The sequence below is a fragment of the Roseimicrobium gellanilyticum genome (genome assembly GCF_003315205.1).
GTDB classification, from domain to species: Bacteria; Verrucomicrobiota; Verrucomicrobiia; order Verrucomicrobiales; family Verrucomicrobiaceae; genus Roseimicrobium; species Roseimicrobium gellanilyticum.
The window spans coordinates 177,967-191,309 of the sequence record NZ_QNRR01000003.1 but is presented as its reverse complement, the minus strand read 5'-3'; the positions used below and the strand labels follow the sequence as shown (position 1 = coordinate 191,309).

The window sequence follows — 13,343 nt, the reverse complement described above, 5'->3', positions numbered from 1 at the left end:
GCGGTGGCGCGGCCAAAGGAGGCGCCACCGGTGGCGGGGGCGGAGGTTGAAATGCGACCTCTGCCTCAGTGGGGTACTCCGAGGGTAATGGAGGTTCGGGCAGGGACTGTGGTGGCGGAAATGGCTGAGGCTGGGGTGGGGGTTGAGGCACACCGGCTACACGCGGTATGAAATAGGGCTGCTGCGGTTGCGGGTTCGCCATCCGCTCCCATGGTTCATACAATCATGGAGTAAGCAAGCTTCGAAACTGTCGCGAGAAAAGAACAGCATTGGTTCATGGGCGGGCCATCTTTACTCTTTTTGAACGCGATGTAGCGGGCAGAGTGCGGGTTTTGTCCTGTTTTCGGCAATTTTTCTCGGTGGAATGCCTCGCCTCTCTCAAATTCGGGTTAAAAACATCAATTTTCATCTTGATGATCTCGCCTTTCGTGGGATTTTCACCCTCCAAACCCGATTTTTCAGGAGACACAACCATGAGCCAAGAAAAAATGGACGGCGCTCAGGCGCTTATCAAAACCCTCGACCAACTCGGCATCGAGTACGTGTTCGGCTACTCTGGCGGCGCTGCGCTGCCGATGTTCGACGCACTGGAAACCGTGAAGACGAACATGAAGTTCGTCCTCGTGCGTCACGAGCAGGGTGCAGTTCATATGGCGGACGGCTACGCCCGCGCGACCGGCAAGCCTGCTGTGGTGCTCGTGACCTCCGGCCCTGGCGCTGGCAACACCGTGACGGGCATCATGACCGCCCAGATGGACAACGTGCCCATGATCGTGCTGACCGGCCAGACCGTGTCGTGGATGCTGGGCAAGGACGCCTTCCAGGAAGCGGACATCTTCAACATCACCTCCCCGGTGGTGAAGCATAGCTATCTGGTGAAGGTGACCAATGACCTCCCCCGCGTGGCGCGTGAGGCTTATCACATCGCCACCACCGGCCGCCCCGGTCCGGTGCTCATCGACATTCCCAAAGACATCAGCCAGGCTCCCTTCGACGGCGACCTGAATGCCGAGATGGACCTTCCGGGCTATCATCCCGAGGAAGACTTCAACATCGACAAGAACGCGGTGAAGGAAGCCGCCCGCCTCATCATGCAGGCGAAGCGTCCCCTCATTCTCGCCGGTCACGGCGCGATGATCGCCCGCGCGGACAAGGAAATCCGCAGCCTCGCGGAAACACTCAATTGCCCCGTGACCTCCACGTTGCTGGGCAAGGGCGTGTTCCCTGAGACGCACCCCCTCAGCCTCGGCATGCTGGGCATGCACGGCACCGCGTATGCGAACAAGGCCATCTGCGAATGCGACTGCATCATCAACGTGGGCTCCCGCTTCGATGACCGCATCATTGGCAAGCCTGCCATGTTCGGTAAAAACGCGACCATCGTTCACTTCGACATCGACGAAGCCGAAGCTGGCAAGATGATCAAGCCCGACGCTTTTGTGAAGGGTGACGCCAAGGCCGCGCTCCAGGAACTCATCCCCCACCTGTCCGAGCTGGACACGAAGGAGTGGAACGAGCACCTCGATGGCTACAGGAAGAAGTTCCCCCTCGGTTACAAGAAGCAGGGCGGCCTCCGCATGCAGCAGGTGATCGATGAGCTGTTCCAGCTCACCAAGGGCAAGGCCATCGTCACCACCGACGTGGGCCAGCACCAGATGTGGGCGGCGCAGTTCTACAAGAACGACGAAAGCTTCAAGTGGATCAGCTCCGGCGGCGCTGGCACCATGGGTTTCGGCTTCCCTGCGGCCATCGGCGCGCAGCTTGGCTGCCCGGAAGACATCGTGGTGTCCATCAGCGGCGACGGCGGATTCCAGATGACCTTGTTTGAGCTGGCCACCGCTGCCATCCTCAAGCTGCCCATCAAGATCCTCGTGCTGAACAACAGCTACCTGGGCATGGTGCGCCAGTGGCAGGAGCTCTTCTTCGAAAACCGCGAGAGCGGCGTGGATCTCCTGGGCAACCCGGACTTCGTGAAGCTTGCTGAAGCCTACGGCATCAAGGGCTGGCACATCCGCCGCCCTGCGGACATCGAGAAGGTCCTCACCCAGGCACTGGAATACAATGACGGCCCCTGCCTCATTGAAGCCGAGTGCATCAAGACGGAGAACGTGTTCCCCATGATCCCGGCTGGCGCCGCTCTGGAGGACATGCTCATCGAGCCTCCGAAGCACAAGATGGATAAGCCGGTGGGTTCGACGTAATTAAGGAAGGAACAAGGTTCAAGGGATAAGGGACAAGGCTCAATGCGATGAGCGATATCAAATCCTACAAAGACTTGATTGTTTGGCAGAAAGCCATGTCCCTTGCCAAGTTGGTCTACACCCTTAGCCGCCAGTTCCCAAAAGAAGAACAGTATGGTTTGAGTCAGCAAATTCGCCGGGCTTCGGTGTCTGTCCCTTCAAATATCGCTGAGGGCAACGGCCGCGGTTCCAAACCTGACTACATTCGCTTCCTTTAAATGGCTCGAGGTTCCCTCTACGAAACGCAAACCCAGACAGAACTATCCCGTGAGTTTGGCTTTGTATCTCCAGATGACTCCGAGCAAGTCCTCAATCTCTGCAATGAAATCGAACGCATGCTGAACGCTTTGATTGCCCGCCTGGGTAGCTAGAAGCTTGCTTGTCCCTTGTCCCATATCCCTTGTCCCTCTGTTCCTATGAGCTCCCGTAATATCCCCTCCAGTGATGTGAAGCCGTCTCCGAAGCCGGACATCGTGAACGTGCATACGCTCAGTATGTTCGTGGCGAACAAGCCCGGTGTGCTTGGCCGCGTCTGCGCGGTGTTCAGCCGTCGTGGTTTCAACATTGACTCGCTGGTGGTTTCTCAAGGTCGTGACCCCCGCTACTCCCGCATGACAGTGGGTATCAGCGGTCATCCCGAAGGCCTGAGCCAGATCATCCTGCAGTGCCGCAAGCTGATTGACGTCATCCATTGCTTTGAGCACACGGACCGCGATTCCGTGGTGAAGGAAATGGTGCTCATCAAGTTGCTGGTCAGTGCGGATCACCGCACGGAAGTGCTGCAGATCGTGGAGCACTTCAACGGCAAGACCGTGGACCTTCAGGAGCAGTCGATGATCGTCATGATCAGCGGCAACAGCGACAAGGTGGATGCCGCCGTGAACCTGCTGGCCAAGTTCGAAATCATCGAAACCGTGCGCACCGGCAAGGTGGTCATGGCTCGTGGTACGGCTGAAACCTAAACCTGCGCCGCTAAACGTACCTCGCGAGTCCCTTCGCGAGAGAAGTTTGGTTTGATATTTCCAAATCACAAAGCCGCGTCCCTGCTGGGATGCGGCTTTGTTTTTGCAGATGGGAGACTCCATCCTCTATCGGTCCGTACATTTGTGCACGACGACGAGGCGCGGAAGTGCTATCGCCCAAACTCGGATGTGCCCTTCCCTCCTGCTCGACCAACTTGTGGAACCCTACGGTCTACGCGCAGACGATCTGGTCTTTCTGCGTAAGAGCCAGAATTCCGTGTATCGGGCACGGCGACCATCTGGCGGTGGCGTTTGCATCGTCCGTATTTCAGAAGGCAGACACCGCACGCTGACTGAGGTGGAAACGGAGCTGAAGTGGGTATCGCGGCTTGCTGCACGTGGCGTCTCAGTGTGTGCACCGCTGCCAACGCTGGCTGGAGAATGGTGCGTCAGTCTTCGACAGGGTGGAGCTGAGTACGTGGTGGCCTGCTTCGAGCAGGCACCCGGCCAACAGATCTCGCCCAAGTCAGATGACCTGCCGCGATATGCTGCCGAGTATGGGCAATTGGGTCGGCTGCTTGGACACTTGCACCGCGAGTCAATTCCATACAAACCCCATGACTCATCAGGGCACCGTTCCAGTTGGCACGAGTCCCGTCTCCTTTGTCAGGATGTGTCCGCCATGGAGGAGAGGTTGGGGGAGGACTTTTGCCACAGTGTGGCCACTCTCGTGGCAGATTTGCGTCAGTCCCTGGATGTGACCATGGGGTACGGACTGGTTCACGGAGATGTCAGTTTCAACAACTGCCACTTTGATGGGGTACACCCGTGGCTCTTTGATTTCGACAACTGCGAGTACGGAAGCTTCCTCCAGGACATCGCCACTGTGCTCTACGACTCCATCTACTGCAGAGCACTCAACCGCTTCGCGGACGCGGAACTGCACCAGCGCATGCTTCCACCGCTGGCATCATTCCTCGAGGGGTACTTCGGTACGGGCATCGGAACCGTTCTCGATGAAAGTCTGATTGGGAAGTTTTTCCTGCTTCGCGAAGCGATCATCTATGTGCACTACCACCGCACCCTTGATGTGGGGAGTCTGCCCCAGTCGTTCAGGGATGGATTGGAAGTCATGCGTAGGAACGTCGAGAGTCAGAGCCACCAGGTGGATGTTTGCCAGTTGCTATCTCAATGCTGATGATAACGTAGCTCGCGAGCTACGTTGAGCTTACTGCTTCCCGCTGAGATGCTTCCTCAGATTGCCCGCATACCCTGCCAGTTCCAGGAATGCACGACCAACGATCTTTCCCTGAGCATCCAGGATATCACACGCACCCTCCCAATAGGGCAGGCCTGTGATGTCGCCACCTTGCTCCTGGTCTCTGGCAAGAGGTCGGAGACGATAAGCGGTTTGCTCAATAGCGACCTCCACCTCGATGGGATACTTCGCGCCTGAGCGCGGGCTTTGCCACGTGGTGATTTCCTTCCAGGAGAAGGCATCCGCCTTCAGCGCACGCTGGGTGCTATCTTTCCCAATCAGAACCAGTTTGGACGCAGCATCCGTGCTGCCATCCGCGCGCCGCATGCGGTAGACCATCATCTCCGTGCCATCGTGAAATTGGAGCGCGGCCCAGTCCCAGCCGACTTGCCCGTCATCGAGCTGGCTGCTGCTGAACTCATGGTCCATCCAGGCATCGCCGGCGACTTCGAGAGTCTCCGCTCCTTGTTTGACTGAGCCGGAGACCTTGAGTCGGGGGAAGGTTAGGTAGTGGCTCGCCGCGTTCTGCGCCACCCCTTTGCGTGAGACACCATTCTCGCCGAAAATCACCAGAGGCTTCGCAGGATCGAGCGTCAGGGTCAGGAGGGCATCTGCATGCACGGTCGCGTTGAGTTGGAGACGCTGCGTGTTTGTTTCCTGCTTGAGTGTCCAGTTCCCATTGCGCACGTCCAATCCGGTGGAGGAGGAAGATGCGTCCCATCCTTCGCGGTTCAGGCGCTCCTGATGGATGAACTTGCCGGTCTTCGCATCAAGCAGAGCTGCATGGGCGAAATGCAACTGGCGCACGGTGCCATCGGGCTGCCGATTTGCCTGTCGGAAGAACGTGACCTGAAAGCCGAAGCGTCGTCCATCCTTCGCATCCAGATGGCCGGTGATGTACCACCACTCGGTGCGGAACTCAGGATGACTGCCGTGATCACGGGGGAAGGTGAACTGCCGTCCCGGCTGGGGAAGGGCGAAGCCGTCTTCTGTAGTGAGTTGCGCATGTGCAACTGGAGATGCCACGACGCAGAGCATCGTGATCACAGAGTGAATGAGGCGTGTAAGGCGCTGCTGCTTCATGTTCATGCCCGTCTGACTACTCCTCCTGCTCCCAACGCATTCTTGAGCCCCAACGCCCCACCATGCTGGCGACAAATGCTCCCGCCCCAATGACCGCCACGCTTAGCAAAGTGAGCTGCCACCACGGTAGATTGAATCCGAGCGTCCAGCCGAAGCATTGTTTGTTCACTCGATAGATGAGCAGCCATCCCAGCCACAAACCTGCACCAATACCCATGGCTGTGCCTGCGGCAGCCACGCCAATGCCCTCCCATGCGGCAGCGCCAGCGATTTGTCCCGGAGTCATGCCAATGGCACGCAACGTGGCGAGGTCTGCGCGCCGTTCCAGCAGCAGACAGGCGAGCGCAAGACCCAGACCGGCGACTGCTACCGCTACACCCACCACCTCCAGTGCATGCGTCACTGCAAAGGTCTGGCGGAAGATGCGCAAAGCCTCTGATCGAAGATGGATATTGGAGAATACATTCAGTCCCGGTTGTGCCTGCCGCAGTTTCTCGCAGAAAGACTCAGCGTCAGTACCGGGCTTCAGCATCATGGCCACACGCCATGCCATGTCCGTGGCGAACCATTCGCGAAATTCTGAAGCTGCCACCGTGATGGAGCCCCGTTCGTTGCCGTAGTCCGCGTGGATGCCCACGAGCTTCACACGATGATCACCCGGCAGTGTCATGGTATCACCGACCTTTACGGCAAAGCGATCCGAGAAACTTTCGTTCATGATTGCGGGAGTAGCGCCGTCATTGCCCGGTCCCCCAGGCATCCACCAGCGCTCCTCCTTGGGTTTCTGGATCCACGCGTAGATGCCGTGTTTCGTGGTGTAGTTGCCATTCACCCCCAGCACCGTGGTTGGTGCTCCATGAATCTGAATGGGACGTGACTGCAATGCCGCGACTTCCTGCACCTCGGGCATTTTAGAGATGGTTTGCACGGTCGCTGCGCTGATGTGATTGGTACTGCCCGCACTCTGGGAACCGGCGCTGGCTGCATACACATCAGACTTCATGGTTCGCTGTATCCAGTCACGGACGGTCAATTCGAAACTGGAGACCATGATGGCCATGCCTGAAGTCATCGCGATGGCGCTCGCCAGGGCGGCTACGGCGAAGCGATGCCGCACGGTCGGACGGCGCAGATGGCTGATGGCCAACCGTCGCACCGGCGCATGGGACGGGATCTTTGACACGTATCGAAGCAGCGCTCCGGCGGCGAGCCCTGCGCCCAGCAACCACGAGAGCGCGGAGGCGTAGCCCGCGAGCGGCAAGCGCGTGCCGGCTTCCATCCTGAGAGGGGGAAGTTGTGCGAGCACCACTGCCAGCGCCATCAGCGCCCATCCCAGCCAGGAGGCACGCCACCACTTGCCGCCGCCATAGGTGGCCGTCTTGCGCCCCAGCATGTGTACGGGAGGAGTGCGCGCCGCTTCACGCGCAGGCCACCATGCGGCGAGGATGCTGGTAGCTATCGAGATGCCCATGCACAACGCTGCTTCTCCCAGATGAAGGTCGGCGCGTTGGGTACTCGTGGCGCCATAGAGCGCATTCACCGTCTTGCTCACGGCGCCTACTGCACCTTGAGCGCCCACCCAGCCCACCAGCAACCCAACACCGCCGCCGATGATGCCCAGCAGGGTGGCTTCCAGCAGGAAGGCTCGCTGAATCGCACCATCCGTGACCCCGAGCGACTTCAGAATACCAATCTCCTCGCGGCGGCGCAGCACGATACCATCCAGCGCCTGGAAGATGAGATAACCTCCCACGAAGAGAGCAAGCAGTGAGAGGATGGTGAGATTCAGCCGGAAAGCCTCCGTCATGGTGCCGGCGAGCATGCGTCGCTCTTCTGGTCCGCTAACCTGCCAGCGCTCCCGCAGGAGGGCGCCCACTTCTGCGCTCAAGAGTGGAAACGCTGCGCCCTCTTCACAGAGAATCTCCACCCGGTCCACTTCACCTTCACGATGCATGGCCTTTTGCGCATCGGGCAGGTCCATGAGCAACATGTGCTCCGGCAGGGAGAGCACACCGGGAATGTCAGACATGAGTCTTGCGATCTTCAGTGGAACCACGCGCTCATCAATGATCACGCGGAAGGTGTCACCTTCGGATACACCAAGTCTGGCTGCGAGCTTTGCACTCATCACTACGCCTTCCTGAGGTGCTTCACTTTTCCGGCGGTCCTGCTCCTGCTGAAGTTGCAGAGGCGTCTCACCACGCACATTCATAAGCCCAATCCAATCCGCACCGATGAGCCGCCACGTCGGTACGGAGCCAATTTCACCCTGACGCTCGCTCGCAGGACTCACCGTCTCCTCGATCATGGGGAGCATCTGCACCGGGCGGCTACCCAACAGGTCACGCATCTCCCGAAGCTCGGTCTCGCGGAGAGGACCGGTCTTCCCGGTCACGCTCCAATCGGGCTGGCGGGTGATGCCATCCGTGAATTGTTCAAAGCCCGAGAGAGCTGCACGATTGGCCAGACGCATGGCGAGATAGACGCCGGACCCAAGCGCGAGAATCAGCAGCAGGGCGAGTTGCTGCCGCCACGCCAGCTTCCAGTGCCGCAGGGCACACCGCTCCAGGATGAGCCACACGCTCTTCATGACTCTGTGAGCGTGCCGTCCTTCATGCGCAGAATTCGCTGGCAGCGGGCTGCAGCCTCTTCGCTATGGGTCACCATGAGCAGGGCTGCGCCAGTCTCGCGCACTACTTCCTCCAGCAGGTTGAGGATGGCCACGCCGGTTTGGGAATCGAGGTTCCCCGTGGGCTCATCCGCGAGCAGCAGCGCTGGCTTGTGCACAATGGCGCGCGCGATGGCCACGCGCTGCATCTCGCCGCCGGAGAGTTCTGAGGGAAGCGCCTTGGCGCGTTGCGTGAGGCCCACGCGATCCAGCAGCAGCTCCACCCGGTCCTCACGTTCACGAGTGGAAATGTCCAGCAACTGCAACGGCAGCTCCACATTCTCCGCGGCCGTCAGCGTTGGCAGCAGGTGGAAGAACTGGAACACCATGCCCAGATGCTTGCGGCGCACTTCAGCGAGACCATTCGTGTCCAGCGCATGCAGCCTGCAGCCGGCCACCAGCACCTCGCCCGAGTCAGGACGATCCACGCCGCCGATGCAATTTAGCAAGGTCGTCTTGCCACTGCCGGAAGGGCCCAGCAGGGCCACACGCTCTCCGGCACGCATGGTGAAGGTGACGTCGCGCAGGATGGGACGGTCTCCGTAGCTCTTGCTGGCTTTGGACACGGCCAGCACCGGAGCGGTGACGTCTTGTTCATGAAGGGAAGAACGGGACTGGGCTGCGAGCGTGGGATCTGCGGGCATGAAATCAGTGCTTCAACAGGAGGTGCACACACAGAAATCGCACCTCGTGTGAAAGGCAACCGTGGAGAGTGGGGATTCTCCGCCACCGTGCATCAGAAGTTCATTTGCTCGCGCCATCCTTCTTTTCATCGGGGGACACGGGTTTGGTATCAGGATGCATTCTGTACCCACCAGACCATTTCGGGCCTGTGAGCACCTTGAAGGAGAAGGCGGCATCATATTGCGGCGTCACCGGGGCAAAGCGTCCGTCCGGCAATCGGCGTAAGAAGGCGAGGTACTGCGGCTTGCCCACGGCATAGCCAGGGAACTTGAGTGATCCGGCCTCGACCTTGTCTTCATTGTTGGCGGGATACGTGGCGAGGTTCGCCGGCGGAAAGAAGAAGGTGATGAAGCTGGAGCCGTTGAAGTCCATTTTGCTCACGTACTGGAAGTGGACAATCTGCAGCGTTTCCGCTTTCAGCTCGCCCTTGAGCACCACCTCCACGCGGCAGGTGGTCTCCAGCGGCACGTAGTTGGTCATGGGCCTGTCGCCAAAGGAACCATCATCCGGTATATCTTTGGTCTGCTTGACAGACTGGGGTTCGATGACCACCACGAGACTGGCATCCCGTGTCAGCTCCGCCACCGAAGGTATGTAGACGGGACGGGCGTCGAGGCGGGCGCAAAGCAGCAGAAACAACGCGCAGCAGGAGAAAAGGAGTTTTTTCATCAAGGGGGAGACGTGGAAGCTGGATGGGTTCTTGCCACGCTGCTGCGGTGACAGGCTCTGGTTCAATAACTTTTTCAGGAGCGGCTGCTCAGGATGGCTGCGTGGGTCGTATCTCAGGTACATCCCCAAGCCACCCACTCGTCATGACCCGTCAACACCTCGCCCTCCTCGTGGGCGGAGCCCTGCCCGCTATCCTGCTGGGAATTTCCAGCGCAGGCCAGAAACTCAGCGCCATGGCTGGCACCGCCCCCGGAGTTTTCCTGATCGTGACGGGACTGGTGACCACCGTGGTGGGGGCTGCCTTTTGCGTGGGTGACCAGGACTGGAAATGGTCGGCAAGTGGAGCTGGCTATGCCTGCCTTTTCGGCCTCTGCTGGGCGGCGGCGACGGGATTCGTGAGCCTGGCTTTGAAGAAGTTCGATGCACAAATTAGCCAGCTCGTGCCGCTCTACAATATGAACACGCTGGTCGCGGTGATGATTGGGTTGATTGTCTTTGCCGAATGGCGAACGATTCATCCGGGCAAGATTTTGACTGCTGCTGCGCTGATTATAGCAGGTGGCGTGATTGCATCGAAGGCGTAGCACAGCGCTCGACAATGTAGAAGGCTTCTCCAGAAGCCTTTGTTGCGCAAATCTCAGCAAGCCTTCAGGCAGATTGGCGCGGTTGATCTGCCTCATTTCGTGACAGCCAAATGATGGTGATTCAGGGGTGAGCCAAGCGAAGCAAGGCTTCTGGAGAAGCCTTCTACATTGAGCTTCGCTACCGCATCGGCCCACGCTGCAGCATCATGAGCAGCTGGCGTGCGTCCGTGTAGTTGGGCTGGATCTGCAAGGCTCGCATGGCGGCCTGCCGGGCTTCCTCCGTCTGGCCGAGTTGCGCATGGATGGTGGCGCGGGCGTAGGGGATGGTGGGATCTGCGGGATTCACCACTTCACCCTGGCGCAGTGCGGCGATGGCTCCGGCGGTGTCCTTCTTCGCATTGCGCGCGAGACCGAGATTGAACCAGGCACGCGGATGGCGCGGGTCGAGCTTCACGGTTTCTTCCAATGCTTTGATGGTTTGATCCATGTCGCCCAATTCATTCCATGCGAGGGCGAGTTTGAACTGATACTCCGCCTGACGTGGATCCAGCTTTATCGCTTCCTGCAATTCACGAAGCGCATCCTGAGGTTTGCCCACGAGGCTGTATGCCACCGCGAGCTCATGGCGGATGCCGGCAGACCCCCCGTCAAACTTCGCAGCCCTGAGGAAATGCTCCAGCCCGCGCTCGGGCTCGTTGCGAGCGAACCAGAAGGCGCCCTTCTGCATCTGGCCGCTGGGCATGTCCGCATTGTGATCCAGCATGTGCAGCAGCTCCTTCCCCTGCTGGGTGGAGAGATCGAGTGTGGACTTCAGCGACCACGCAGCGGTGGTGCGGACGCTGCGGACGGGATCCTGCAGGAGCGTGTGAAGCGTGCTGCGTGCCTCGGGTGGGCCGCCCTGCTGCAGCAGAGGCTCCAGCGCGCGAGCCACGGCGGTGCGGACGACAGGATCCGCATGCGTCGCTTGTTTCATCACAGCTTGATACACTGCCGGATCCGTCATCCACGGATCGAGCATGCGAATGGCTGTGCCTTTCCACGAGCCGCTTTCCTTGTCCGAGGCCAGGAGGGCCAGAAGGCCATTGCGAGCCGCAGGGTCGCCACGCTTCGCAGAGGCAATGACTTGGGTGCGCTGGCGCTCGGGGCGATTCATCTTGTCGCCATACCACTTCTCTACGGCAGCGAGGGACCAGTCGACATCCTTGTCCGTGTGGCAGCGATTGCAGGCGTTGGGAATGCCGAACTGTTTCGTGAGCAGCGGATCCGGGATGGTGAATCCGTGATCATGTCGCGGGTGCCGTTGCATGTATGTGGTCTGCGGCATGTGGCAGTTGATGCACTGCGAGCCCGCACTGTCCAGCTGGTGGAAGGTGTGCGTGAGCATGTTGATCGCCGGGGCCTTGGGGAAGGGCTGCACATTCCCCACGTGGCAGCGCATGCACAGGGAGTTGTCCTTGGTGAATACCTTCGCTGTGTGCGGATTGTGGCAGTCCAGGCACTTCACTCCCGCGGCGTGCATCTTGCTTCCACGAAAGGCGCTGTATTCATAGTCCTCGTCCCACACCTGGCCGTCCGGGTAGAAGAGATTGGATTCATCCACGATGGCGAGCACGTGGTGGTCGAAAAAGGAATCACCTGGCTTGAAGTCGCCGGTGATCTCGGTGCGCCGCGCGTGGCAGGTTGCGCAGGTTTCAATCTTCTGCTCCGGCGTGTGCTTCACGATGGTGGGGTCCTTAAGAGCCTTGTCGGGATATTTCCTGCGCCACTCCACGTGTTCCTTCATGGGGCCGTGACAGGAGCCGCAGCTCACTGTCATCTCCGCCATGGTCGTGTGGAAGGTGTCCGTCTTCTCGTCGTAGTTCTTCCGCACGCGGGTGTTGTGGCAACTGGCGCACATCGTGTTCCACACCATGCCGCGTCCGGTCCAGTGCCCCCACTCGCCGGGCTTGCGATCCTCGTTTCCATATACGTTGAACCATTCTTTCTTGTGCGGGTCCCACGTGGCCTCCAGCGTTTGCAGCCGGTTGCCGGGTCCTTTGACCAGGAATTGTCGTAGCGGGTCGTGGCCAATGACACGCTCAATGGAATACGTCTCCACATGATTGTCGAAGCCCAGTGCCTTCACCGCCGGCTTGCCATTGCGCACGCAGGCCTCTGAGGTTTGTGTCCCGTGGGTGAAGACATGGGCCGGGTCGAAGGCCTCCTTGTCCAGCTTGTCATTCAGCGGGCGCTCGGCCATGCCATGGTTGGAGGCAATCCACTGGTCATAGATTTCCTGGTGACACTCGCGGCAGCTCGCCGAGCCGGCATAGCCCGCGTGGGCCTGCCCCTCAGGCTCCATGAGAGGAGCGAGCGCCATCTCCAGCGGTGATTGGGAAGAAGCGGGGGTGGGGGAGTTGGACGGAGTGGGCTGATGGGCCACTCCGTCGCCCTCCTTCGATTCCTTTTTCTCCCGTTTTGCCAGCACCCAGCCTGCGCCGATGGCGACCACGAGGGCGAGCACCACCCACGCCATCACCGGGAGCCCTCGGCGCTTTGTGGACATTTCCGGATCACGGGGCGGCGATGAATATACAGACGAAGACGCGGAAGATGGCGCAATCTCAGGGGATTCCGCCGGGGTGTTTTTGGGTGAGCGCCGCTGTTTCTTCTTTCCCATGCGAGAGGTGAGCCAGTAACATTAACTCGCGGGCCGTGATTCTCGCAATCAGAAGGAGATCTTCGCAGCAACCTTGAGGACCCGCATAAACGAACCGTTTCCGTTACCCTTACTCCCAAAAAACCATGCCCCACAAACTCACCTCCCTCATCATCTCCACCCTCATGCTTTGCGGTGCGGTGCTCGGGGAAGACAGGAAGTCTTCCGACGGAGCCACTCATGTGAAGGCCGGCGAAGCCGAGAAACTCGTCAAGGAAGGCAAGGTGCAGGTGCTCGACGTCCGCACTGCCGATGAATACAAAGAAGGCCACATCAAGGGCGCCAAGAACATCGACTTCACCGAAAACAACTTTGAAAGCGAAGCCGCGAAGCTGGACAAGACCAAACCGGTGCTCGTGCATTGCCAGGGTGGAGGCCGCAGCACGAAGTCTCTGGAAGTGCTGGAGAAACTCGGATTCCAGCATGTCTACCACCTGGATGGTGGGTTGAAAGGCTGGAAGGCTGAAGGGAAACCGGTGGAGAAGTGATCACGCTGC

The 13,343-nt window shown here is 59.6% G+C and carries 10 protein-coding genes and 1 pseudogene; 6 read left to right on the top strand and 5 right to left on the bottom strand.

The features are described from left to right. The first annotated feature begins 473 nt into the window (after positions 1-473). From ilvB to DES53_RS10800, 4 genes and pseudogenes are all read left to right on the top strand, one after another. Positions 474-2,201, top strand: a complete 1,728-nt coding sequence (ilvB, locus tag DES53_RS10815; protein WP_113958588.1) for a biosynthetic-type acetolactate synthase large subunit — start codon at positions 474-476, stop codon at positions 2,199-2,201. A 47-nt stretch (positions 2,202-2,248) separates the two neighbouring features. Next, positions 2,249-2,611, top strand: a pseudogene (locus tag DES53_RS33705) (four helix bundle protein). Positions 2,612-2,656: 45 nt separating this feature from the next. Then, positions 2,657-3,202, top strand: coding sequence for an acetolactate synthase small subunit (gene ilvN / locus DES53_RS10805; protein ID WP_113958281.1), 546 nt, complete (start codon positions 2,657-2,659; stop codon positions 3,200-3,202). 109 nt (positions 3,203-3,311) lie between these two features. Beyond that, positions 3,312-4,400: a phosphotransferase gene (locus DES53_RS10800; RefSeq protein WP_113958280.1), complete on the top strand. Its 1,089-nt coding sequence runs from the start codon at positions 3,312-3,314 to the stop codon at positions 4,398-4,400. A gap of 30 nt (positions 4,401-4,430) precedes the next feature. Here DES53_RS10800 and DES53_RS10795 read toward each other — a convergent pair whose 3' ends face one another. The 4 genes from DES53_RS10795 to DES53_RS10780 form a co-directional block, all read right to left on the bottom strand. Then, complete coding sequence (locus tag DES53_RS10795; protein ID WP_113958279.1) at positions 4,431-5,549, bottom strand: lipocalin-like domain-containing protein; 1,119 nt, start codon at positions 5,547-5,549, stop codon at positions 4,431-4,433. Positions 5,550-5,559: 10 nt separating this feature from the next. After that, on the bottom strand, positions 5,560-8,133 hold the full coding sequence (locus DES53_RS10790; protein ID WP_113958278.1) for an ABC transporter permease: 2,574 nt from the start codon (positions 8,131-8,133) through the stop codon (positions 5,560-5,562). Beyond that, positions 8,130-8,855 (bottom strand): ABC transporter ATP-binding protein, encoded by a 726-nt coding sequence (locus DES53_RS10785; protein WP_113958277.1) that lies wholly within the window; start codon positions 8,853-8,855, stop codon positions 8,130-8,132. The genes DES53_RS10790 and DES53_RS10785 overlap by 4 nt, the downstream gene beginning before the upstream one ends. Before the next feature lie 100 nt (positions 8,856-8,955). After that, complete coding sequence (locus tag DES53_RS10780) at positions 8,956-9,564, bottom strand: hypothetical protein (RefSeq protein ID WP_147263335.1); 609 nt, start codon at positions 9,562-9,564, stop codon at positions 8,956-8,958. Between the two features lie 143 nt (positions 9,565-9,707). Here DES53_RS10780 and DES53_RS10775 point away from each other — a divergent pair, with 143 nt between their 5' ends. Next, positions 9,708-10,148, top strand: coding sequence for a hypothetical protein (locus DES53_RS10775; RefSeq protein ID WP_113958275.1), 441 nt, complete (start codon positions 9,708-9,710; stop codon positions 10,146-10,148). A gap of 178 nt (positions 10,149-10,326) precedes the next feature. Here the strand turns inward: DES53_RS10775 and DES53_RS10770 are convergent, their stop codons facing one another. Beyond that, positions 10,327-12,693 carry a tetratricopeptide repeat protein gene (locus DES53_RS10770; RefSeq protein ID WP_170157012.1) on the bottom strand — a complete coding sequence of 789 codons (2,367 nt, stop codon included), beginning with the start codon at positions 12,691-12,693 and terminating at the stop codon, positions 10,327-10,329. A gap of 239 nt (positions 12,694-12,932) precedes the next feature. Here DES53_RS10770 and DES53_RS10765 point away from each other — a divergent pair, with 239 nt between their 5' ends. Beyond that, complete coding sequence (locus tag DES53_RS10765) at positions 12,933-13,334, top strand: rhodanese-like domain-containing protein (RefSeq protein ID WP_113958273.1); 402 nt, start codon at positions 12,933-12,935, stop codon at positions 13,332-13,334. The last annotated feature ends 9 nt before the right edge of the window (positions 13,335-13,343 follow it).

Excerpts from the sequence above, each read along its gene's own strand:
- ilvB (WP_113958588.1), top strand. The coding sequence starts at position 474 with ATGAGCCAAGAAAAAATGGACGGCGCTCAGGCGCTTATCAAAACCCTC.
- ilvN (WP_113958281.1), top strand. The coding sequence starts at position 2,657 with ATGAGCTCCCGTAATATCCCCTCCAGTGATGTGAAGCCGTCTCCGAAG.
- DES53_RS10800 (WP_113958280.1), top strand. The coding sequence starts at position 3,312 with ATGGGAGACTCCATCCTCTATCGGTCCGTACATTTGTGCACGACGACG.
- DES53_RS10795 (WP_113958279.1), bottom strand. The coding sequence starts at position 5,549 with ATGAACATGAAGCAGCAGCGCCTTACACGCCTCATTCACTCTGTGATC.
- DES53_RS10790 (WP_113958278.1), bottom strand. The coding sequence starts at position 8,133 with ATGAAGAGCGTGTGGCTCATCCTGGAGCGGTGTGCCCTGCGGCACTGG.
- DES53_RS10785 (WP_113958277.1), bottom strand. The coding sequence starts at position 8,855 with ATGCCCGCAGATCCCACGCTCGCAGCCCAGTCCCGTTCTTCCCTTCAT.
- DES53_RS10780 (WP_147263335.1), bottom strand. The coding sequence starts at position 9,564 with ATGAAAAAACTCCTTTTCTCCTGCTGCGCGTTGTTTCTGCTGCTTTGC.
- DES53_RS10775 (WP_113958275.1), top strand. The coding sequence starts at position 9,708 with ATGACCCGTCAACACCTCGCCCTCCTCGTGGGCGGAGCCCTGCCCGCT.
- DES53_RS10770 (WP_170157012.1), bottom strand. The coding sequence starts at position 12,693 with ATGTCCACAAAGCGCCGAGGGCTCCCGGTGATGGCGTGGGTGGTGCTC.
- DES53_RS10765 (WP_113958273.1), top strand. The coding sequence starts at position 12,933 with ATGCCCCACAAACTCACCTCCCTCATCATCTCCACCCTCATGCTTTGC.